Raw genomic sequence first — 22469 nt, forward strand, 5'->3', positions numbered from 1 at the left:
TCTTGCCTGCCGTCCTGCCGGGTCAGAATGACTGCCCGATTCCCGCATAGATACCATAGCGAGGGTCGCCCGACTCGCGGTTGAGCGGTATCGCCGCATCCACCCTCAGAGGCCCGAAAGGTGTCAGATAGCGCAGGCCGATGCCCGCGCCCACCTTCATATCGGAAAATTCGGGGAACTGCTTGTTGGACACCGTGCCGGCATCGACGAAGGGCACGATGCCGATCGTGTCGGTGACGTTGATGCGCAGTTCCGCCGAGGTTTCGAACCAGGAAAGGCCGCCCGTCGGCTTGCCATTGGCATCCTTCGGCCCGATTCCCTGATAGGAATAGCCGCGTACCGATCCGCCGCCGCCGGCATAGAAGCGCCTGTCCGCCGGAACATGGCTCACGCCGGCGCCGAGGATCGACCCAGCAGCCACGCGGCCGGCCAGCACGAAGCGATTGCTTTCCAGCGGCGCATAGTAAGCCGAGCCCTCGCCGCGCAGCTTGATGAAAGCCTTGCTGTTGAGCAGGTCGTAGCTCGGCTCCGCATAGGCCAGCACCCGGAAGCCGCTGGTCGGATTGAGCCTGTCGTTGCGGTTGTCATAGACATATTGCAACGGCACCGAGGCGATCAGATAGTCGTTCTTGCCGTAGCTGTCGGTGATTTTCGAATAGTCGAGCGAAAACTCGGCCGAAGCGCTGCGCTTCTTGTCGATCTGATAGGAGACGCCCGCAGCACCCTTGACCGAGAAACGGTCATAAGCGTCGGGGTGCTCGTACACCGTTTTCAGATTGGCGAAGAATTTCGATGCCGGCCCGATAACGCCGGGCTTTTCGAACATCACGCCGGCATTGTAGTTAAGCTTCGAAATGTCGTTGGAGCCGATGCCGCTCACCGAACCGTCGATGCGCAGCTTCTCGGCCCGCCCGAACAGGTTGCGGTGGCCCCAGTAGCCTTCGAGACCGACGCCCTCGGTATTGGAGACGGTGCCGCCAATGCCCAGATAGCGCGTCTTGCGCTCGGTGACGTTGATATCGACCGGGATGTTGCCCTCACCGTCGAGCTGGTCGGCCTCGCGCAGCGTCACGCTGTTGAAGACCTCCATCCCCAGAAGCCGTTCACGCGCGTCATCGATGTCCTTGGGCGAATAGCGCTCGCCGCGCTTCAGCCCCGCCATGTAGCGGGTGAACTCGGGGTCCATCCGCTCGGTGCCTTCGACCGTGGTCTCGCCATAGCCGGCCACCGGCCCGGCCTTCACCGCAAGGGTGACGTCCAGCGTCGTCGTGTTGTGATCAGCCACGATCTCGCGGTCGGTGATCTCGGCCAGAGGGCGGCCCTCTTCCTTCAGCGCCCGCACGATCAGCGCCTCGGCCTTGAGAATCGCGCCCGATCCCGCATCGCCACCGGAAATCAGCCCGAAGTCCGCGCCGGTCAGCCCGGCGGCGTCGCCGGTCAGGCGAATGTCGCCAAGGGTGAATTTCGGCCCCGGCGTTACCTCGATCACCACGGGAACCGGCTGCGGGCCCCGGAACTCGGCATCGGGCGGCAGATCGTCGATGGAGCGGCCATCGATCAAAACATTGACCACGCCCTCATAGCGCGCGTCCGCATAAAGAGCCGCGACGAGCTGCTCGCGATCGCCGCGCGCCTTCGACATCAGGCCGAGCGAGCCGGAAACCGGCCTGTCCTCGTCCGTATTCAGGGTCGACGCGGCTTCCAGCTTCTTTTTCAGATCGTCATGGTCGTCGGGCACATTGATCGTGACCGAATAATTCATCGGATCGACGATGTCGCTGTCCTCGTCATTGGCGGCGGAGCCCCACAGCCTGATGCCGAACAGCTCGAATGCGGCGGCCGGCTGAGGTGAAACCGTCAGGGCCGACGTTGCAAGCAGCGCGAACAACAGCGCGCGCGGCAGGGAAATGCCTGCCGCTGCTTCGTTCGGTTTCTGCCTCGTTTCGTGCCGCATTCCCTCAACTTAACGAACAAAGTTAAAATTCGACTGAAATTTCGGATATTTGATGAATTACGTTGCGTCCGCTTGTGCCAGAAGAGCACAAGGTTGAAAATCAAATCCTTCGCTGTTCAGGCAAGAATCCGTGAACACGACATTCGGGCTGAATAACGACGAATGCTGTGAAATGAAACCGTTACGGCGCCTGTGGCGCGGCGGCGACATTGACAAGCCATGCCGATAGCCGAAATCTGGCCGCAAACTCAAAGAGGCATCACGATCATGCGCGCGTCACGGGCCCTTGCCGCAATTGCTTTCGCATTTCTGACGATGACAGGACTGTCCCACGCGCAGGATGCGCGCCGGATCGTGACCACTGAAAACGCGGATTTCTTCGGTTTCGACCTGCGCTCCGAGCAGAATGTGAGCCTCGATGAGTGCTCGTCCGCCTGCCTCGGCGATTCGGCCTGCCGCGCCTTCACCTACAACAACAAGGCGAAGTGGTGCTTCCTGAAGTCCGACTTCAACCAGATGAAGCCTTTCGCGGGCGCCACGGCCGGCAAGGTTGTCATCATCGATGGCGATGTCGATATCGGCGCGCCGCCCGCACTCACCTATGTGCCGGACTGGATAAAGTCTCAGGCCGAGCAGTATCGTAAAAACCTGACCGGCCCGCACGCCCAAAGGCCTGAAGAGGGATTGGGCGCGCTGGTCGAGGATGCCGCAGCCGCCGCACAACGAGGCGACCAGCGCGGCGCCGTTCAGAAGTATGAGGCGGCCCTGTCCGCCCTGCCTCAGGAGGGCAAGCTTTGGCTTGAACTCGCCCGTGCCAATCTCGCCGTCAGCCCGCACGACAGTGGCGACACCTCCACGCTGCGCACCAACGCCACTTCGGCCGCTCTCAATGCTTATGACCTGTCGCGCACCACCGCGATCCGCGCCGACGCGCTGGCCAGTCTCGGCTCCGCGCTCGATGGGCGCGAGCTCTACCGCCCCGCCCTGCAGGCCTATGAAGCGAGCCTCGCGCTCGTCAATTCGGCTTCGGTGCGCGGCATCTATGAGGACCTGAAGGCGCGGAAGGGTTTTCGCATCGTCGACCATTCCATCGATGCCGATACGATAGCGCCGCGAATCTGCGCGCAGTTCTCCGAGGATCTGGTGCGCACCGACGTCGACTACACGCAGTTCGTGCGCGTCAACGGGTCCGCCCCGGCGGGTATCGAGGCGAAAGAGCGCCAGATCTGCGTGGAGGGGCTTTCGCACGGCCAGTCCTACGAAGTCACATTCCGCGCCGGCCTGCCGGCCGCCATCGGCGAGGTGCTGACCGCGCCCGTCACCCTGTCTATCTATGTGCAGGATCGCGCCGCTTCGGCGCGCTTTACCGGCGATTCCTTCGTCCTGCCGGCCGGTGCGCGGCGCGGCATTCCCGTCGTCACCGTCAACATGGATGCGGCGGACATGAAGCTTTACCGCATCGGCGACCGGGCGCTGGCGCAATTGCTGTCCGGCTACCAGTTCCTGCGCCAGCTCGACGGCTATGACATTTCCGGCATCGCCGACCAGATGGGCGAGCCGGTGTGGGAAGGCCAGCTCGAAATCGCCGGAGACCTCAACAAGGAGGTCACCACCTCCTTCCCCGTCGATGAAGCGATCCCGCAGCGCAAGCCCGGCGTCTATGTGCTGACCGCCCAGCCGCTCGATGACCAGAGCGACAGCTGGAACTCGCGCGCCACGCAATGGTTCGTCGTGTCCGACATCGGCCTCACCACCTATACCGGCGAGGACGGCCTCACCGTTTTCGCCCGTTCGCTGGCCAGCGCGAAGCCCGTCACCGGCGCGGAGCTGACCCTGCTTGCCCGCAACAACGAGGTGCTTGGCACCGCCGTTACCAATGACGAAGGCCGCGCCATCTTCAATCCCGGCCTCACCCGCGGCGAAGGCGGTCTGGTGCCTGCGGTTCTGACCGCGAAGAACGGCGACAGCGATTTCGTCTTCCTCGACATGGGCCGCGCCGGATTCGACCTTTCGGACCGTGGCGTGGGCGGCCGCGCCGCTCCCGGCGCACTGGACATTTTTGCGTGGACCGAGCGCGGCATCTACCGTGCCGGCGAGACCGTGCATGTCGCCGCCCTCGCCCGCGACGGCAGCGCCGACGCCGTGGAAAAACTGCCGCTCACCTTCATCTTCTCGCGCCCCGACGGGGTCGAGGATCGCCGCATCGTCTCCGAGGGGGCTGCCGCCGGCGGCCACGCGCTCGAACTGCCGCTCGAACCCAACGCCATGCGCGGCACCTGGTCGGTCGCCATCCACACCGATCCCAAAAAGCCCGCCATCGCCAGCCAGATGTTTCTGGTCGAGGATTTCGTTCCCGACCGCATCGAATTCGACCTCAGCGCGGACAAAAAGGAGATCGCACCCGGCGAAACGGCGAACCTCACCGTCGATGGCCGCTTCCTTTACGGCGCGCCCGCCGCAGGCCTTGCCATAGAGGGCGAGCGCACGCTTTCGCTGACCCGCCAGTGGGACCGCTTCAGGGGCTTCTCCTTCGGCCTCGCCGACGAAGAGGCTGGCGAGCCCTCCGTTGCGCCGCTGACCGATCTTCCGCTGCTCGGCGCGGACGGCAAGGCAACTTTCCCGCTCGCCATAGACCAGCTTCCCTCCACCACGCGGCTGGTGAAGGCCAGGGTCACCGTGCGCATGCGCGAAACCGGCGGCCGCGCCGTCGAGCGCTCGCTCGATCTGGATGTGCGCCCTCAGGGCGACATGATCGGCATCCGCCCCGAATTCACGGAAGTGCCACAGGGCGGCGTGGCGAAATTCAGCCTCATCGCCGTCGATTCGCAAGGCGCACGCACCAGCCTTCAGGGCGCGAAATGGTCGCTGGTCAGGGTCGAGCGGAACTATCAGTGGTATCGCAATGGCGGCTCGTGGAACTACGAGCCGGTGACCTTCACCCGCGCCATCGCCGCCGGCAGCGTGGACATCGGCGAAAATGACGCCGCTTCCGTTTCCATGCCCGTCGACTGGGGCCGCTACCGCCTTGAGGTCGAAAGCCCCGATGCGGACGGCCCTGCCTCCAGCCATGAATTCGACGCCGGCTGGTATGTCGAGGCCTCGTCCACCGAAACGCCTGACGGGCTCGAAATCGCGCTCGACAAGGACACTTATGCGCCGGGCGAAGTGGCGAAGCTTCAGGTCTCGCCGCAATTCGCCGGCGAGCTTCTGGTCGCCGTGGGTGCCGACAGGCTGCTCAAGGTGGTTTCGGCCTCAGTTCCGGCGGGCGGCGGTACGGTCGACATTCCGGTCGGCGAAGACTGGGGTGCGGGTGCCTACGTCACCGCCACCCTGTTCCGTCCGGGCGACGCGCAGGAAACGCGCATGCCCGCCCGCGCCATCGGCGTCAAATGGCTGAAGGTCGATCCGGCGGCACGCAAGCTGGCGATCGCCCTTGCGCCTCCGGAAAAGACCGAACCGCGCCAGCCGCTGACCATTCCGGTCGAAGTCTCCGGCATGGCCGCCGGCGAAAAAGCCTATGTCACGGTCGCCGCCGTCGATGTCGGTATCCTCAACCTCACCAATTACAAGGCACCCGATCCCGGAGAGTGGTTCTTCGGCCAGCGCATGATGGGCCTTGAGCTGCGCGACCTCTACGGCCGCCTCATCGATGGTTCGCTGGGTGCTGCCGGCCGGTTGCGCACCGGCGGCGATGGTGCCGCCTTGCAATCGCAGGGCAATCCGCCGAAGGAAAAGCTGGTCGCCTTCTTCTCCGGCATCGTGGAAGTCGGTGATGACGGCAAGGCCGGCGTGGCGTTCGACGTGCCGCAGTTCAACGGAACGGTGCGCGTCATGGCCATCGCCTGGACGAAATCGGCGGTCGGCAATGCGCAAAAAGACGTGATCGTGCGCGATCCCGTCGTCATCACCGCCGGCCTGCCCCGCTTCCTCGCCCCCGGCGACGCCTCCACCCTGCGCCTCGACGTCGCCAACACCGATGGCCCGGCCGGCGACTATGCGGTTACCATCGACAGCACCGGCGGCATCGCCATCGGCGACGATGGCGTGCCGGCCAGCGTGACGCTTGGTGCCGGCGAGCGGCGCGGTTTCGAGGTGCCGCTGATGGCGGTCGAACCGGGTGATGCCTCGCTGACCGTGCGCCTCGCCCATGCCGGCGGAACATCCGCCGAACAGGTGCTTTACCTGCCCGTGCGCCCGGCACAGCTTCCGGTCACCACCCGCATGGTCGTCGACCTGAAGCCCGGCGCGTCGCTGCGCATCGATCAGGAACTGCTGTCGGCAAGCCTCCTGCCTGGCGCCTCGGTCAGCGTCGGCGTGTCGCGCACGGCAGCACTCGACGTGCCGTCCCTGCTTCTGGCGCTCGATCGCTACCCCTATGGCTGCACCGAGCAGACCACCAGCCGCGCACTGCCCCTGCTCTATGTCAGCGACCTGTCGCAGGGCTTCGGCATCCCCGTCGACGATGGGTTGCACGAGCGCGTGCAGCAGGCGATCTACCGCGTCATCGCGCACCAGTCCTCCACCGGCGGCTTCGGCCTGTGGGGTCCGGGCTCGGGCGATCTGTGGCTCGATTCCTATGCCACGGACTTCCTGACCCGGGCGCGCGAGCAAGGCTATGACGTGCCCGAACGCGCCGTCACCCGGGCGCTATCCAACCTGCAGAACAGCCTCGGCTACGATCAGGACGTGCAGGATCGCGGCAGCGAGATGGCCTACGCGCTCTATGTTCTGGCCCGCAACAAGAAGGCCTCCGTCGGCGATCTGCGTTACTATGCCGACACCAAGCTGGAAGCCTTCTCCAGCCCGCTGGCAGTCGCCCAGCTTGGCGCAGCACTTGCCCTTTATGGCGATGCACAGCGCTCGGAGGCGACGTTCCAGGCGGCCTTGCAGCTTGCCCGCAACACCGCCGCCTTCAACCAGTATCGCGCCGACTATGCCTCGCCGCTGCGCGATGCGGCGGCCATGCTGGCGCTGGCCGCCGACAGCAAGCCCGCACCTTCGGTGGTGCCGGAACTGGTCAGGCTGGTGAACCGCAAACGCGCATCCGCCACATGGACCAGCACGCAGGACAACGCCTGGATGCTGCTGGCCGCGCGCGGCCTGAAGGAAAGCAACGACGCTATTTCGCTGACCGTCGACGGCGCCGCCCATGATGGTGCCTTCGCCCGCGAGATCGACGGCGCCGACCTCGTTCAGAACCCGCTCACCATCGCCAATGCGGGCAAGGACGCCATCGACGCCGTGGTCACCACGGTCGCAGCACCCGCCCAGCCGCTGCCGGCCGGCGGCGACGGCTTCGAGATCGGCCGCACCTATTATACGCTCGACGGCGAGGAAGCGAATGTGACGGAAGCCCGCCAGAACGAGCGTTACGTGGCGGTCATCAGGGTGCGGAACCTGAACGACTGGCCGACCCGCATGCTCGTGACCGATCTTCTGCCGGCCGGCTTCGAGATCGACAATCCGGGCCTCGTCTCCAGCGCCCAGCTTTCCAACTTCGGCTGGCTGCCGCAGACCAATGCCGCGCATCTCGAATTCCGCGACGACCGCTTCGTCGCCGCCTTCGATCCGGGCGGCAGCAGCGAGGGCGAGGTGATGCTGGCCTATGTGGTGCGTGCCGTGACACCCGGCGTCTACGCCCATCCGGCGGCAAGCGTCGAGGACATGTACCGCCCTCAATACTCCGCCCGCACTGCCACCGGCATGATGGAGGTGCAGGCGCCGTAAGGATATAGCCATGCCTGATTGCGCAAGCAGACAGCGCAGACATGTCCCCACAACGCCGACGCAGGCGTTCCCTTCTCGCTTGTGGCGGCAGATGGACTCGCGAAGCGAGGTCGAATGAGAAGCGCTGAAGCCTGCAAAGCAACGAGCTTGAGGAGGGAACCCCTTATCCGTCCCGACGCTGCGCGCCGATCCACTTTCTCCCGCAGAGGCAGAAGGAAGAGCGCTTGCATCGACCTTGTTGCCGCCAACCACACCGGTGGAAATTCGCATGAGCGATCATGCAGCACATCCCCTTCTCCGCTTGTGGGAGCAGGTGAGCTTGCGAAGCGTGGTGGAATAAGAAGTGCTGACGCAGCCAACGCCGTGCAGTTGAGGAAGCACCCCCTCATCCGTCCCGGCGCAGCGCTCCGATCCACCTTCTTCAACAAGGGGAGAAGGTGGATATGGCAACAGCCTTGCCGCCACCTGCCGGTAAGTGAGATGTGCGCAAGCGATATCGCAGCACCTCCTCTTCTCCCCTTGTGGCAGAAGGTGGACTCGCGAAGCGAGGTTGCATGAGGGGTTTTTCAGGCAAAGCCCTGCGCAGATGTGCGATCAGCGCTGCCGTCGCTGCCGCAATCGGCCTGGCCGCGCTCTGGGGGCTCGACCGCGCCTTCCCGCCGCCGCTGCCGAAACAACCCGTCCTGTCGGCCGAGGTGCTCGACCGGGATGGCCAGTTGCTGCGCGCGTTCGCCACGCCGGACGGCTACTGGCGCTTTGGGGCTGCGCTCGACCGCATCGATCCGGCCTTCCTCGACATGCTCATCGCCTATGAGGACAAGCGCTTCTGGGACCACAGCGGCATCGATCTTCTGGCGCTCGGCCGCGCGGCGCTCCAATTCGGAAGCAATGGCCGCATCGTCTCGGGCGGCTCCACGCTCTCCATGCAGCTTGCCCGTCTCATCGAGCCGCGCACCAGCCGCAACATCGCGGCCAAGCTGCGCCAGATCGCCCGCGCCGCGCAGATCGAGCGGCGGCTGTCGAAGCGCGAGATCCTGCGGCACTATCTCACCCTCGCTCCCTATGGCGGCAATCTGGAAGGCGTGCGCGCAGCCTCGCTCGCATGGTTCGGCAAGGAGCCCGCGCGCCTGACCGTCTCCGAAAGCGCTTTGCTGGTGGCCCTGCCGCAACTGCCGGAAAAACGCCGGCCCGACCGCAATGCGGAGGCCGCCCGCGCCGCGCGCGACCGGGTGCTGGAGCGCATGGTGAGCGCCGGCATTCTCAGCGAGCGCGAGGCGGCGCGCGCGGCACTGGAAGAGGTGCCCTCCTACCGCCGCGCCATGCCGTCATTTGCCGCACATGCCACGCTGCGCGCCCTGCGCACCGGCGAGGAGCCCCCTCGCCTCACCATCAGCCGCCGCGTTCAGGAAGGGCTGGAAGCGGTCGCCCGCGAAGCCGCCGCGCGGCTCGGCCCAAAACTGTCGGTCGCCATGGTGCTGGCCGATTCCCGCACCGGCGAGATTCTGGGCGAAGTGGGTTCGGCCGGCTACACCGATTCCGCCCGCTCCGGCTGGATCGACATGACCCGCGTGCTGCGCTCGCCGGGCTCCACGCTGAAACCCTTCATCTACGGCCTCGCCTTCGAGCAGGGGCTGGTGGCGCAGGAAACGCTGATCTCCGACAGCCCCGCCGACTTCTCCGGCTACCGCCCGAAGAATTTCGACATGGGTTATCAGGGGGATGTCAGCATCCGCAGCGCCCTGCAATTGTCGCTGAACGTGCCGACCGTGCGCGTGCTCGATGCGGTCGGCCCGGCAAGGCTCACCGCGCGCCTGCGCAATGCGGGCGTGTCGCTGGTGCTGCCGCCGAACGAGCCGCCCGGCCTTGCCATCGGCCTCGGTGGCGCCGGCATAACGCTGCGCGATCTGGTCCAGCTCTATGCGGGCCTCGCCAATGGCGGCAAGGTCCACCGCCTGCGCGACGGCACCGGGCCCGCCTCCGCCACGCCTTCGGGCGCGACGCTGCTCGACCCGCAGGCCAACTGGCAGGTCACCGACATCCTCTCCGGCATCCGCCCGCCGCAGGGCGCGCCCCGGCGCGCCGTCGCCTACAAGACCGGCACCTCCTATGGCTATCGCGATGCCTGGACCGTGGGCTATGACGGCCGCTATGTGCTGGGCGTCTGGGTCGGGCGCGCCGACGCCGCCGCGGTTCCCGGCCTCTCCGGCTATGTCTCGGCCGCGCCCATCGTGTTCGAGGGCCTCGCCCGCTCCGGCCTCGCCGCCGTGCCGTTCCCCGGTCCGCCGCCCGGCAGCCGCCATCCGCGCCGCGATGAGCTGCCCGTCACCCTCGCCCGCTTTGGCACCGATGCCACGGCACCCGCTGGTCCCGTCGAGCCCGCACCGCGCATCGTCTTTCCGCCCGATGGCGCGCGCGTTGATCTCGGAACCGCCTCCAGCGCCGTCACCCCGCTGGTTCTGAAGCTTCAGGGCGGGCGCGCGCCCTTCCGCTGGCTTGCCAACGGCCGGCCGCTCGGTCAGGAAGACCGCCGCCGCACCGCGACATGGCAGCCGGATGGGGCTGGAACCTCCACCCTCACCGTCATCGACGCGGCGGGACGCGCTGCAAGCGTGAAGGTGATCGTGGAGTAGCCGCCTGCGCCCTCTTTCGCCGCCGCGCGAAACCTTTCGCACGCTCGACATTTCTTCCGTTGCGGAAAGAGAAGATTTTTTCAAATAACAGCCGCCGGCGGCAGGGCTTTGCCCGTGAGCGTTGAAAAACGCAACGTCCTGTGCATCTAATTTCTACCAATTCGATAGAGTAGAATGGTATGAACAGGAGGCTGAAATGAGCCAATTCCCTAAGAATACCCTGCTCGGCATCTTCATCGCCGGCTCCGTACAACTCGGAACCCTCGGCTTTGCGCTGGCAGACACTACGCTTCTCAACGTATCCTATGACCCGACGCGCGAACTCTACAAGGAGTTCAACGAGGCATTTTCCAAACATTGGAAGGCCGAAACCGGCGAGACGGTCAACGTCCAGCAATCGCATGGCGGCTCCGGCAAGCAGGCCCGCTCGGTGATCGACGGCATCGACGCCGATGTGGTCACGCTGGCGCTCGAAAGCGACATCAACGCCATCGTCGAGGCAACGCAGAAGATCAAGCCCGACTGGCGCAAGCATTTCGATAACAATTCGGCCCCTTACACCTCCACGATCGTGCTGCTGGTGCGCAAGGGCAACCCCAAGGGCATCAAGGATTGGGGCGATCTCGTCAAGGGCGACGTGCAGGTCATCACGCCGAACCCGAAGACCTCCGGCGGCGCACGCTGGAACTATCTCGCCGCCTGGGGCTGGGCGCATCACGAATTCGGCGGCGACGAGGCGAAGATCAAGGAATACATCGCGGAACTGTTCCGCCGCGTGCCGATCCTTGACACCGGCGCGCGCGGTTCGCTTCTCACCTTCACCGAGCGCAAGATCGGCGACGTCTTCCTGTCATGGGAAAACGAGGCGTTCCTAGCCAAGAAGGAATATGGGGAGGATGCTTTCGAGACGATCATTCCCTCGCAGTCCATCCTTGCCGAACCGCCCGTCGCCATCGTCGACGCTAATGTGGATGCCAAGGGCACGCGCAAGACTGCCGAGGCCTATCTGCAGTATCTCTACTCGGAAGAAGGCCAGCGCATCGCGGCCAAAAACTACTATAGACCGTCGAAACCGGACCTTGTTCCCGAGGAAGAGAGAAAAATTTTCCCGGAAGTCAAACTTGTTGGAATTGATGACCCCATTTTCGGCGGATGGGAGAAAGCACAACCTTACCATTTCGCCGATGGCGGGATATTCGACCAGATCTACAAGCCGGCCCAGTAGGTCTGGGAGAACCAAACCCTAACACACAAGGGGCGACATGACCGCAGTTCCCGCCAGAGCGGGGTGGCGATTCAGGCAGCCGAGCGTCATTCCAGGCTTCGGATTGACGCTCGGCCTTTCGCTTGCCTACCTCACCCTCATCATCCTCATTCCGCTGTCGGGCCTTGCATGGCGCTCGGCTTCGCTGGGCTGGCCCCAATTCTGGGCCATTCTCACCGATGCACGCACCATAAACGCCCTGAAGATCAGCTTCGGAACCGCCCTTGCGGCAGCTGTGGTGAATGTCGTCTTCGGCACGGTGGTCGCCTGGGTTCTGGTGCGCTACCGTTTTCCCGGCCGGCGTATCGTCGATGCCATGGTCGACCTGCCCTTCGCCCTGCCAACGGCGGTGGCCGGCATTGCGCTGACCACGCTCTACGCACCCAATGGCTGGATCGGCGGCCCGCTCGCGTCGCTCAACATCAAGGTCGCCTATACGCCGCTCGGCATCGTCATCGCGCTCGTCTTCATCGGCCTGCCCTTCGTGGTGCGCACGGTGCAGCCGGTGATGGAGGAAATCGACCGCGAAATCGAGGAAGCGGCGGCAACGCTCGGCGCCACCCGGTTCCAGACGATCACCCGCGTGCTGTTCCCCGGCCTTGCGCCGGCCATCGTCACCGGCTTCGCGCTCGCTTTCGCGCGCGGCGTAGGCGAATACGGCTCCGTCATCTTCATCGCCGGCAACCTGCCCAACGTGTCGGAGATCGCACCGCTGCTCATCATCATCCGGCTGGAGGAATACAACTATCCCGCCGCCACGGCGATCGCGGCGATCATGCTGATCATCTCCTTCGCCATGCTGCTCGTCATCAACCTGCTGCAATCGTGGAGCCGCAAGCGCTATGGCTGATCCTGTCGCATCCGCCGCCAGCGCGGCCCCGCCCGCCGATGCCGGCATCACCGAAGGCCGTCACGCCCGCTGGACGCTGATGGCCGTCGCCTTCGTCTTCCTCGGCGTCTTCCTGTTCCTGCCGCTGGTGCTGGTGTTCATGGAAGCCTTCAGGAAAGGCATCGGCTTCTATCTCTCCACGCTCACCGAACGCGACACCATTTCCGCGATCCGCCTCACGCTGATCGTGGCCATCATATCGGTGCCGCTCAATCTGGTGTTCGGCGTCGCCATGGCCTGGGCCATCGCCAAATACGAGTTCAAGGGCAAGGCCTTCCTGACCACGCTGGTCGACCTGCCGTTCTCGGTGTCGCCGGTCATTTCCGGCCTCGTCTATGTGCTTTTGTTCGGCGCCCAGAGCGCGCTCGGGCCATGGCTGAAGGCGAACGGCATCGAGATCCTGTTCGCCGTCCCCGGCATCGTGCTGGCCACGATCTTCGTCACCTTCCCCTTCGTGGCGCGCGAACTGATCCCGCTGATGGAGGAACAAGGCACCAAAGATGAGGAAGCCGCCATCTCACTCGGCGCCAATGGCTGGCAGACCTTCTGGTTTGTGACCCTACCCAATGTGAAATGGGGCCTGCTCTACGGCGTTCTGCTGTGCAACGCCCGCGCCATGGGCGAATTCGGGGCCGTTTCCGTGGTGTCGGGCCACATCAGGGGCCAGACCAACACCATGCCCCTGCATGTCGAGATCCTCTACAACGACTACAACGCCGCCGGCGCCTTCGCGGTCGCCTCGCTGTTGGCCGGCCTTGCGCTGGTGACGCTGGCGCTGAAGTCGCTCCTTGAAATGCGCTACGGCGCCGAACTCGCCGCCACCCGTGGACACTGACAGGATTGAGCCCATGCAAGTTCGCGTCACCAACGTCCGCAAGGAATTCGACACTTTCCCGGCGCTCCATGACGTCTCGCTGGAAATCCGCTCCGGCGAGCTGATCGCCCTGCTCGGCCCCTCTGGCTCCGGCAAGACGACGCTGCTGCGTCTCATCGCCGGACTGGAACAGCCCACCACCGGCCGCATCTTCTTCGGCGAGGAAGACGCCTCGGAAAAGAGCATCCGCGAGCGCAATGTCGGCTTCGTGTTCCAGCACTACGCCCTGTTCCGTCACATGACGGTGGCCGACAATATCGGCTTCGGGCTCAAGGTGCGCCCGTCCGGAACAAGGCCGCCGGCCACGCAGATTCGCCAGCGCGCCTCCGAGCTGCTCGATCTGGTGCAGCTGTCGGGCCTCGAAAAGCGCTACCCCGCGCAATTGTCGGGCGGTCAGCGCCAGCGCGTTGCACTTGCCCGCGCGCTGGCCATCGAACCGAAGGTGCTGCTGCTCGATGAGCCGTTCGGCGCGCTCGATGCGCAGGTGCGCCGCGACCTGCGCCGCTGGCTGCGCGAAATCCATGAGGCGACCGGCCACACCACCGTCTTCGTCACCCATGATCAGGAGGAAGCGCTTGAGCTGGCCGACCGCGTCGTGGTGATGAGCCAGGGCCGCATCGAACAGGTCGGTACCGCCGATGAAGTCTATGACGACCCCAATTCGCCCTTCGTCTACGGCTTCATCGGCGATTCCAGCTCGCTGCCGGTAAAGGTCGAGGACGATCAGGTCTGGCTGGCGGAGCGTCCGGTCGGCCTTTCCGCCCCCGGCCTGCCGGCCGGTCCCGGCACCCTGTTCTTCCGCCCTCACGACATCGAGCTTCTCGACGGCTGCTCCGGCTGCATCGCCGGCACGGTCGTCGCCAGCCGGCGCGTGGCTGGCACACGCCGCGTCGAGCTTGAAATCGGCGGACACCGCGAGCGGGTGGAGATCGAACTCCCCGTCGATCACCCGGCCGCGCAGAAGAGCCGGGTGGCATTCCGCCCGCGCAAGTGGAAGGTTTTTCCGCAAAGCGCCACTCAGGAAAAATGACGAGGACGACAATTCCACCAAATCGGCAAAATGGTGGAATTGTTTTCCAATACGGAGCTTTCAATAGAAGAGCCATGCCTCGCGGCGACACGACAGCCGCGGCTATATGATGGACATTCTCATCTGGAGCCCGTCATGAAACGCCTTCTCCTCGCCGCGACCACCGCCATCGGTCTGCTCTTCTCCTCCGCCTCGGCCTTCTCGGCCGACAAGCTCCTCAATGCCTCTTACGATGTGGCGCGCGAGTTGTTCGTCCAGATCAACAAGGCTTTCGTGGCCGAACATCCGGGCGTGACCGTCGACCAGTCGCATGCCGGCACCTCCAAGCAGGCACGCGCCATCGCCGATGGCCTTGCCGCCGACGTCGTCACCTTCAATCAGGTCACCGACATCGACTTCCTCGTCAAGCAGGGTCTGGTCTCCGACGACTGGCAGAAGGAATTCCCGGACAACGCCTCGCCCTTCTACTCCCTGCCATCCTTCCTGGTGCGCGCCGGTAACCCCAAGAACGTCAAGGACTGGGACGATCTCGTGCGCGACGATGTGCAGATCATCTTCCCGAACCCCAAGACTTCCGGAAATGCGCGCTACACCTATCTGGCCGCCACCGCCTATGCGCGTGAAAAGTTCAATGGCGACGAGGCCAAGGTGAAGGAATTCGTCACCAAAATCTTCAACAACGTGCCGGTGTTCGACACCGGGGGACGCGCCGCCACCACCACCTTCGCAGAGCGCGGTATCGGCGACGTGCTGATTACCTTCGAGTCCGAAACGCAAGGCATCGCCAACGAATACGGCACCGACAAATACGAGCAGGTCGTGCCCTCCGTCAGCCTGCTGGCGGAATTCCCGGTCGCCATCGTCGACAAGGTGGTGGACCAGAACGGCAGCCGCGATCTGGCCAAGTCCTATCTCGACTTCCTCTATTCGCCGGAAGGCCAGAAGATCGAGGCCGAGAACGGCCTGCGCGTGCGCGACGAGGCCGTCGCCGCCGAGTTCAAGGACAAGTTCCCGGATGTGCGCCTCGTCACTGTCGAGGAGGTGTTCGGCGGCTGGGACAAGGTTCAGGCCGAGCACTTCGCCGAAGGCGCGCTGCTCGATCAGGCCTATGGCAACCGCTGACCCATTCTGCCTCTGAAAAGGAAAGCCGGCCCCGCGCCGGCTTTTCCTATATTCGGCGCCGCTCTTGTCGAATTGAACACATGGCCTTATCCTCGGAATTCAGGTCGTTCCGGCCTGAATTTCCCGTTCGCCCAGGCCCGGCTCAGCACCCGATCCGGCATTCAGCAAGACATCGGCACGCATGCTCACCAAAAAAGGCAAGTACGGTCTGAAAGCCCTCGTTCACCTGTCGAGGCTGCCATCAGGGAAGCTCGCCTTCGTCAACGACATCGCGGTGACCAACAACATTCCGAAGAAATTCCTCGACGCGATACTGGTCGAGTTGCGCAATGCAGGCTTCGTCGTCAGCCGCAAGGGCAAGGATGGCGGCTATCGCCTTGCACGGCCCGCAGCGGAAATCCGCATCGGCCATGTCATCCGCGTTCTCGACGGACCGCTTGCGCCACTGGCGTGCGCCAGCCGCACCCAGTACCAGCGCTGCGACGATTGCGATGACGAGGCGACCTGCGAGGTCCGTCACATGATGCTTGAGGTGCGTCAGGCCATCGCCAATGTGCTGGACAGCCGCAGCCTCGCCGCCATGCGCGATGCCGCCAACGACGATTTTCCGGGCGACATCGCCCTCAACATCTGAGCCTCTGAAGCCGCCTTATGGCGCGGCGCCCGCGCGTTCGGCCAGCATCCGGCGCGCGCTTTCCTCATCGGTGATCAGCACGGTCGGCCTGATCAGGTTCATCGCGCCGAGCAGCGCATCGGTCTTTTCCGCACCGCCAGACGTGAGCACACGCACCGGCGCCCGCCGCAGCCGGTCTACCTCGACCGACATCACAAGCTTGTTGACCGGATGATCGACCAGATCGCCATTGCGATCGAAGAAGTGGAACAGAAGATCGCCCACCGCGCCCTTCTCCACCAGTTGCTCCCGGTCCGCCTCTTTCAGGAATCCGCCGCGATAGAAGGTGGTCGCCGATGCGATGCCGCCGACGCTGACCAGCACGGCATCGAGCGTATCGGCAAGCTGGAAGATTTCCTGCAGCCCGCACCGTTCCACCAGCGCCGTCTTGGTTTCGATGCTGTCCACAACCGCCGGCGTCGGGATCAGATAACCATCACCCTGAAATGTCTGGGCGAAGCGCCAGGCGAATTCGGCCGGATTGTAGCGGCGGGCCACGCCGACGCCGCCCAGCAGGGAAATCACCTTGAAGTCGGCCAGCGCCCGCGCGCTCAGGAACTGGAGGCTTGAAAACAGCGTCTGGCCCCAGCCGACGCCGACCCGCATGCCCGCCTTCATGATGTCCGAGACATAGCTGCCGGTTCTGGCCGCGATCGCCGGTATCGGATCGGAACCGGGGGCAGAAAGCGGTGCAATGATCGCCTGCTCCAGCCCGAAGGCGCGCTCCAGTTCGCGCTCAAGAGCGGCAATCTCGACCAGCTCGCTTTCAATGGTGATCTTGACCTCGCCGCGCGCCCGCGCCTCGGCCAGCATGCGCACCACAGTGACCCTTCCGATGCCCAGCACGTCGGCGATCTCGTTCTGGGTCATCTGCTCGACGAAATACATCCATGCCGCGCGAATGCGCAGCCGGTCGCTGCGGCTTTCCGTGCCGCCATTTCCCGCGGCGGAATCGCCGCCCGCCTTCGCAGCGCTGTCTCCTTTGGGCTTCTTTGCCAATTCCCTCTCCCCGGTCGACGCCGCCGCTGCCGTAACGATTCAGCGACCGCACAATATGGTCTATTGACCGCCAAGGCACGATAGGAGCAATCCTGTTTTCGGCATATCATGCTAAAATATGCGAGACGGCCCGAAGCGCTGTCATGTCCACGCCGACATGGAAACGACGCTTTGGTCGTCAGTCTGAAAATCGAAATGGTCCGGGAAACATCTGGTGCCCGGATCCCTTGTCGAAGTGCAGGTTACAGGAATGCTGCGTGAAATTTCCGAGGAAGTGCGCATAAACCTCAAGGACCGCTTGCGGGAAATGCGCCATGCCATCCGCCGCCACCGGCACGATACCGGCAACGCCAGCGTTCTGCCGCCGCCACCCGGCGGGCGCACGCCCTTCCCCCTGCCCGAGATCGACGGGCTGGTCAGCCGCGCCGTCAGCGTGTTCGACGACGCCATGACCATGGCCGAAACACTGGTGCCCCATGACGGGCGCGCCCATTCGAAGCCGATGCCGTTCGACACCTATTTCCGCCCCGCCGGCAACCTGCTCGACGGCGAGCGGGCTTTCCGCCGCGATATGTATTATCTGGCAAAGTCCATGCTGGCCCGCAGGAATGCGGTTGCCGAACCGGTGCAGGAGGCCGGTTTCGCCGCCGTTCATGCCGCCATGCTGCGCCAGCACGGCAACCTTTTCCAGCCCCTGAAAGCGGATGCCGGCGAAACCGAACGTACAGCCCGCGCGGCCGCGCTGTGCGCGGCACTTCTGGTTGAGCTTCTGCGGGCAATGCCGGTGCGGCCCCGCCTGCCCGAAGGCAGGGTCGCCAATGTGCTGGAAGCAGAAACCGTTCTGGCCATTTCCGTTCTGGCGCCGATGGCGCTGGCCGTGGCTCTGGCCAGCTCGGACGCCGATGCCGAAAGCGGTTCCGACCTGCTCGACATTGCCGCGCTGGCGGTGGATGCCCGTCTCGACCGCATCATGCCAGCCTGCCGCACAGCAGACCCGGCAGCCGAGCTGACGCCAATCTTCGCCATGCTCATCTTCCACCTGCGCTAAGGCATGTCGACCGAAAGGGGGAGCCGGTTTCGGGGAAACGACGAGCGTAAAAACAATACCTTAAAGCGCAGGGAGCCAATCTGAAAGATCGCGACACGCGTTAAGGCCGGTTCCCCTGCTTTCTGCCGGCAGCATTACGGTAGCCCACACGAAGCCTTCATGGCGGGAGAATCGGCACGGTAGCGCCGGTCAACGCGAGCCGCACTGATCGTCCGCAACCCTCCCTGCGATAAACACCGCCCTCCCGACCATGCCGCATCCACGCAGGTCACCGCCACATCGAGAACATTTGTTTTCGTCATCAGTAATATGTATGTCTTTCCTTATCGACTGCAGGCGGTGGTGCGACTGTGCTAAAATAGCCTGCAAGGAGGACGGATGATGGACCTTCGGTTCAAGGACGAACTGGCCGCGATGCCGGATCTGCGCCACAGGTTGCGCCGCCTGCGCTGGTTCCGCGCCACCTTCCGCGCCAGCGCGAAGGCCGTGACCCGCGCCTGCGGCGTGCAGTTCCAAATCGACGACGCCCGCCTCACCCGCGCCTTCCTCGACTGGATCGAGATCGCGGAAGGGCAGAAGGCCTATGCCGACATCAACCGCGCCGATTTCATCGTCTTTGCCGCCGGTGTGGCCCTGCGCGAGCTGATCCGCCATGATCCCGCGCGCGCCGTCGCCGGGCTCGATGCCCCTGCGGCCGGGGCCGGCGTTTCCACGTCCACGCAGGAGATCGTGCGTTTCTGGCCGGAAGGCTTTCTCTACACCAACTATTGCGTCTCGGCCGTAGCCGCGATCCACGAGCAGGAATTCGGCACGGTTCCGGCCATCGACAGCTGCGCCGACGATTTGCGCACATGGTGGTCCTATCGCGAGAATGTCGCCGAGGTGCCGGCCTGTGCGGTCGCCTTCCTCGACCGCTTTCTCGGCGGCGAGCCCAACTGGATCGCACCGGACCATCCGGCCGCGCGCCATGCCATGCAGGCCATGAACCCTGCCCTTCAGGGCACGGCCCAGCCTGCCATGCAAGGCCACTAAAGCGCATCGCGATCCTTCAGATTCGCTCCCTGCGCTTTAAGTTTCTGTTTTTACGCATGTCGTTATCCCGAAACCGGTTCCCACTTTCGGACGACATGCTTTAACCCCTCACATAATCGCAAAAATCCCCGATCAGGAGAAAATCGTGGCCGGATCACAGCTCATCATCTTCGATTGCGACGGCGTACTGGTCGACAGCGAACCGCTCGCAGTGCTTGCCTATGAACGCGTCTACGAACGCCATGGCATGCCCGGCGTCGGCGTCGACATCATCAGCCAGTGCTTTGGCATGAAACAGGCCGACATCATCGCCCGCATCCGGGAACTGACCGGCCACCAGTATCCCGACCACGCACGCGACGACCTCTGGCTCGAAACGAAGGCGCTGTTCACCGAGCAGCTTCAGCCGACCAGCGGCCTGGCCGAATTCCTGTCAGAATTGAAGATCGACCGCTGCGTTGCCTCATCCTCGTCGCTGGAACGGATCCATCACAGCCTCGACGTCACCCGCATCGCTCCCCATTTCGGCGACGCGATTTTCTCATCGTCGATGGTGAAGAACGGCAAGCCTGCGCCCGACATCTTCCTGTTTGCGGCTGAAAAGATGGGGGCCGATCCGGCCGACTGCGTGGTGATCGAGGATTCGCATTTCGGCGTTCAGGGCGCCGTTGCCGCAGGCATGAAAGCCATCGGCTACACCGGCGGCGGCCACAGCGACGCTGGCCATGGCGAGCGTCTCACATCCAGCGGCGCCACCCGCGCCTGCGCGGACTGGACGGGCGTGACCGCGGAACTGGAACGGCTGGGCTTCCGCCTGAACTGAGCCTCCCCGTCATTCCGGTTCTGGCCCAGCCGTGGCCGGAATTGGATCCCGACTGGCGGTCCAAGCTCCTGTCGTTACACATCACATCGCGGATGTCTCGTCACCCGCGAGAAGGATGCACGACGCCACCACCCCCGATCTTTCGAGGCGATCGATCTGTCGGCGATCTCAGAGTTGCAGGATATTGACTTATCATTAGGCACCATATTATACGGCAGCATATGACAATACTGGAACAAAAACACCTCGCCTTGCTCGATGAGGCGGAGCGCCGTGGACAGCAGGACACAGGCAACATGCGGCTCTGTTTCGAGGTTCTGGCGCTGGCCTCGGCCATCGACCGGGCCTGCGCTGCGCGGCTCGCGCCACATCGCCTGTCGGAAGGAAAATTCGTGCTGCTGTTCCTGCTGCGTGACCTGCCCGAAGGGCTGGCCCCGCATGAGCTGGCCGAACGCGCCGGCGTCACGCGCGCCACGATTACCGGCCTTCTCGACGGACTGGAGCGCGATGGCTTTCTTGCCCGGCATGCGGACAAGGAGGACCGGCGCAAGGTGTCGGTGCGCCTGACGGCCATGGGACAGGCCAGGGCGCTCGATCTGTTCAACGAACATAGCCAATGGATCGCCTCGCTTTTCGCCGGCTTCGACCAGCACGGGCGCGAAACCCTGAGCGGCCTGCTGCGGCAGGTCTGGCGCAATGTGGAGATTCCGGCGAAGGACAGCGCGGCCGTTGCTGCGGGCAATCTCCGGTGAGTGCTGGCCGGCCGGGAAAACGTGTCGCGGATATCGAGCCTGCCCGCCTCGGCCAGCTCAATGCCGGCGCTGTCGAAGCCGCCACGCTGACCGAATGCCTCGCCGTGGACTTTGCGGCGCTGATGCGCACCGCCCTCCCCGAAACTGGGGCAGATGCCATGGCAGCGATGCAACAGGCGGCAGGCGAGGGTATTTCCCGGCGCATGGCATTGGCCGCGCGCCTGATCCATGAGCGGCGCGGTTTGTCCGCTGTGGAAGAACTCCGCCACCATGTCTCCGATACGGTGCGGGGATGGGCCTGCTTCATGATCGGCGCAGCCGGGAACATGACCCTTTCCGCCCGGCTCGCCGCAATCAGGCCCTTCGCCGACGATCATCATTTCGGGGTGCGGGAATGGTCATGGATGGCCGTTCGCCCACATATCGCCGCCGATCCCGACAGCGCCATTGCGTTGCTTGCCGACTGGACGGCCGAACCGTCCGAACGGCTGCGGCGCTTCGCCAGCGAAGCGACCCGCCTGCGCGGCGTGTGGTGCGCCCATCTCGGCGCGCTGCGGCAATCTCCCGAAAAGGCGCTGCCGATCCTTGAACCGCTGCAGGCCGATCCGGCCCCCTATGTGCAGGACTCCGTTGGCAACTGGCTGAACGATGCCGGCAAGGACCGGCCCGATTGGGTGCGATCACTGTGCGCCCGATGGTCGGTCGAAAATACCTCCCCCGCAACCGCTCGAATCTGCAAGCGCGCCCTGCGCTCCATGAACCGCAAGGGCTGACACACGAAAGGACCGCTCCCATGGCGCACTATCTGGCCGAACTCTATTCCCCGAAACCCGCATGGCTGGCGCTCGACCGGAACGGCCGCCAACAGTTTTTCGAAGACATCGGCTCCGGCATGGGGGCGCTGTCGGCCCTCGGCGTGGAAGCGATCGCCCTGGGTGAAACGGATGCCGCGACCCTGCATGCCCCGTCGCAAAAGTTCTTTGCGATCTGGCGCGCGCCTGACGCGGCTGCAATGAACGCCTTGGTGTCGGGCATCGCCGCTTCGGGATGGCATGACTATTTCGAGACCATCAACGCGACCGGCCCCGGCGTCGATCTGAACGGCCACCTTGCGCAGCTCGCGGCGCTCTAGCCGTCGCGAGTATCACGCAGGCCATCTGAAAACGCCAATCAAGCTTCGCCTGAAGGTTTTGATGGTCCGCAGGAGGATGCGACAGCATTTTCTAACTGCCTCACACAATCGGCTGCAGGTCGGCGGCGCTGACGTAGAAGAAATGGGTCTCGTCCGCAAACGACAGCTCGACTTCGACGGAACCATCGGTTGTCAGAGCCACCACCCGGAACGGCTGTCGCGATATGCCCTCGCGGATCACCTCGATTTCCTCTGCCGGCAGGCCGGCCAAGAGGGATTCAAGATCACCAGAAAACAGCACCAGATCGCCGCTTTCTATCTGCAATGCGCTACCCCTTGCAGCCAAAATTCCGAGGCCCGCTCAGAAACTCTTTGAGCGATTCCTGAAGCGGATCGTAGCTGATAGTGTATTGCCATGGCACATCTTTCAGGAACGGATCGTTCGCAACCGTTGCTTTTGCCTGAGGCGGTTGACGACTATGTGGGGCGAGACAACCCGGTTCGCTTCAGCAAGGCTTTC

General features: G+C 64.3%; 17 protein-coding genes. 14 read left to right on the forward strand and 3 right to left on the reverse strand.

The window, feature by feature from the left end; translation table 11 throughout:
• Positions 1-22: 22 nt before the first annotated feature.
• Complete coding sequence (locus MIC97_RS05390) at positions 23-1954, reverse strand: autotransporter assembly complex family protein (protein ID WP_239799169.1); 1932 nt, start codon at positions 1952-1954, stop codon at positions 23-25.
• Positions 1955-2269: 315 nt separating this feature from the next.
• Between MIC97_RS05390 and MIC97_RS05395 the strand changes: the two genes are divergently transcribed.
• The 8 genes from MIC97_RS05395 (at position 2270) to MIC97_RS05430 (ending at position 16124) form a co-directional block, all read left to right on the forward strand.
• A complete protein-coding gene (locus tag MIC97_RS05395; protein ID WP_239799170.1) occupies positions 2270-7681 on the forward strand; it encodes an alpha-2-macroglobulin family protein in 5412 nt (1803 codons plus the stop codon).
• A 554-nt stretch (positions 7682-8235) separates the two neighbouring features.
• A complete protein-coding gene (pbpC, locus tag MIC97_RS05400; protein WP_239799171.1) occupies positions 8236-10311 on the forward strand; it encodes a penicillin-binding protein 1C in 2076 nt (691 codons plus the stop codon).
• 196 nt (positions 10312-10507) lie between these two features.
• Positions 10508-11536: a sulfate ABC transporter substrate-binding protein gene (locus MIC97_RS05405; RefSeq protein WP_239799172.1), complete on the forward strand. Its 1029-nt coding sequence runs from the start codon at positions 10508-10510 to the stop codon at positions 11534-11536.
• A gap of 37 nt (positions 11537-11573) precedes the next feature.
• Positions 11574-12425 (forward strand): sulfate ABC transporter permease subunit CysT, encoded by an 852-nt coding sequence (gene cysT / locus MIC97_RS05410; RefSeq protein ID WP_183832487.1) that lies wholly within the window; start codon positions 11574-11576, stop codon positions 12423-12425.
• Positions 12418-13299: a sulfate ABC transporter permease subunit CysW gene (gene cysW, locus MIC97_RS05415; RefSeq protein ID WP_239799173.1), complete on the forward strand. Its 882-nt coding sequence runs from the start codon at positions 12418-12420 to the stop codon at positions 13297-13299. The genes cysT and cysW overlap by 8 nt, the downstream gene beginning before the upstream one ends.
• A gap of 13 nt (positions 13300-13312) precedes the next feature.
• A complete protein-coding gene (locus tag MIC97_RS05420) occupies positions 13313-14368 on the forward strand; it encodes a sulfate/molybdate ABC transporter ATP-binding protein (RefSeq protein WP_239799174.1) in 1056 nt (351 codons plus the stop codon).
• A gap of 135 nt (positions 14369-14503) precedes the next feature.
• Positions 14504-15490 carry a sulfate ABC transporter substrate-binding protein gene (locus tag MIC97_RS05425; protein ID WP_239799175.1) on the forward strand — a complete coding sequence of 329 codons (987 nt, stop codon included), beginning with the start codon at positions 14504-14506 and terminating at the stop codon, positions 15488-15490.
• Positions 15491-15671: 181 nt separating this feature from the next.
• Positions 15672-16124 carry an Rrf2 family transcriptional regulator gene (locus MIC97_RS05430; RefSeq protein ID WP_183832491.1) on the forward strand — a complete coding sequence of 151 codons (453 nt, stop codon included), beginning with the start codon at positions 15672-15674 and terminating at the stop codon, positions 16122-16124.
• Between the two features lie 15 nt (positions 16125-16139).
• On the opposite strand, the gene MIC97_RS05435 is transcribed toward MIC97_RS05430, so the two are convergent.
• The gene (locus tag MIC97_RS05435; protein ID WP_239799176.1) at positions 16140-17162 is read right to left on the reverse strand and encodes a sugar-binding transcriptional regulator; all 1023 of its coding nucleotides are present in this window, start codon (positions 17160-17162) and stop codon (positions 16140-16142) included.
• Between the two features lie 214 nt (positions 17163-17376).
• Here MIC97_RS05435 and MIC97_RS05440 point away from each other — a divergent pair, with 214 nt between their 5' ends.
• The 6 genes from MIC97_RS05440 (at position 17377) to MIC97_RS05465 (ending at position 21949) form a co-directional block, all read left to right on the forward strand.
• Complete coding sequence (locus MIC97_RS05440; protein WP_239799177.1) at positions 17377-18210, forward strand: hypothetical protein; 834 nt, start codon at positions 17377-17379, stop codon at positions 18208-18210.
• Between the two features lie 381 nt (positions 18211-18591).
• Positions 18592-19242: a hypothetical protein gene (locus tag MIC97_RS05445; protein WP_239801041.1), complete on the forward strand. Its 651-nt coding sequence runs from the start codon at positions 18592-18594 to the stop codon at positions 19240-19242.
• Positions 19243-19387: 145 nt separating this feature from the next.
• The gene (locus MIC97_RS05450) at positions 19388-20065 is read left to right on the forward strand and encodes an HAD family phosphatase (protein WP_239799178.1); all 678 of its coding nucleotides are present in this window, start codon (positions 19388-19390) and stop codon (positions 20063-20065) included.
• Positions 20066-20286: 221 nt separating this feature from the next.
• Positions 20287-20817, forward strand: coding sequence for a MarR family transcriptional regulator (locus MIC97_RS05455; RefSeq protein WP_239799179.1), 531 nt, complete (start codon positions 20287-20289; stop codon positions 20815-20817).
• On the forward strand, positions 20814-21590 hold the full coding sequence (locus MIC97_RS05460) for a DNA alkylation repair protein (RefSeq protein ID WP_239799180.1): 777 nt from the start codon (positions 20814-20816) through the stop codon (positions 21588-21590). Before MIC97_RS05455 ends, MIC97_RS05460 begins: the two co-directional genes overlap by 4 nt.
• A gap of 20 nt (positions 21591-21610) precedes the next feature.
• A complete protein-coding gene (locus MIC97_RS05465) occupies positions 21611-21949 on the forward strand; it encodes a DUF6616 family protein (RefSeq protein WP_239799181.1) in 339 nt (112 codons plus the stop codon).
• Between the two features lie 100 nt (positions 21950-22049).
• On the opposite strand, the gene MIC97_RS05470 is transcribed toward MIC97_RS05465, so the two are convergent.
• Entirely contained in the window at positions 22050-22274 is a 225-nt protein-coding gene (locus MIC97_RS05470) for a hypothetical protein (protein WP_239799182.1), read from the reverse strand.
• Positions 22275-22469 lie beyond the last annotated feature (195 nt).

The organism is Aquamicrobium sp. NLF2-7 (assembly GCF_022359935.1).
Classification (GTDB): Bacteria; Pseudomonadota; Alphaproteobacteria; order Rhizobiales; family Rhizobiaceae; genus Mesorhizobium; species Mesorhizobium lusatiense.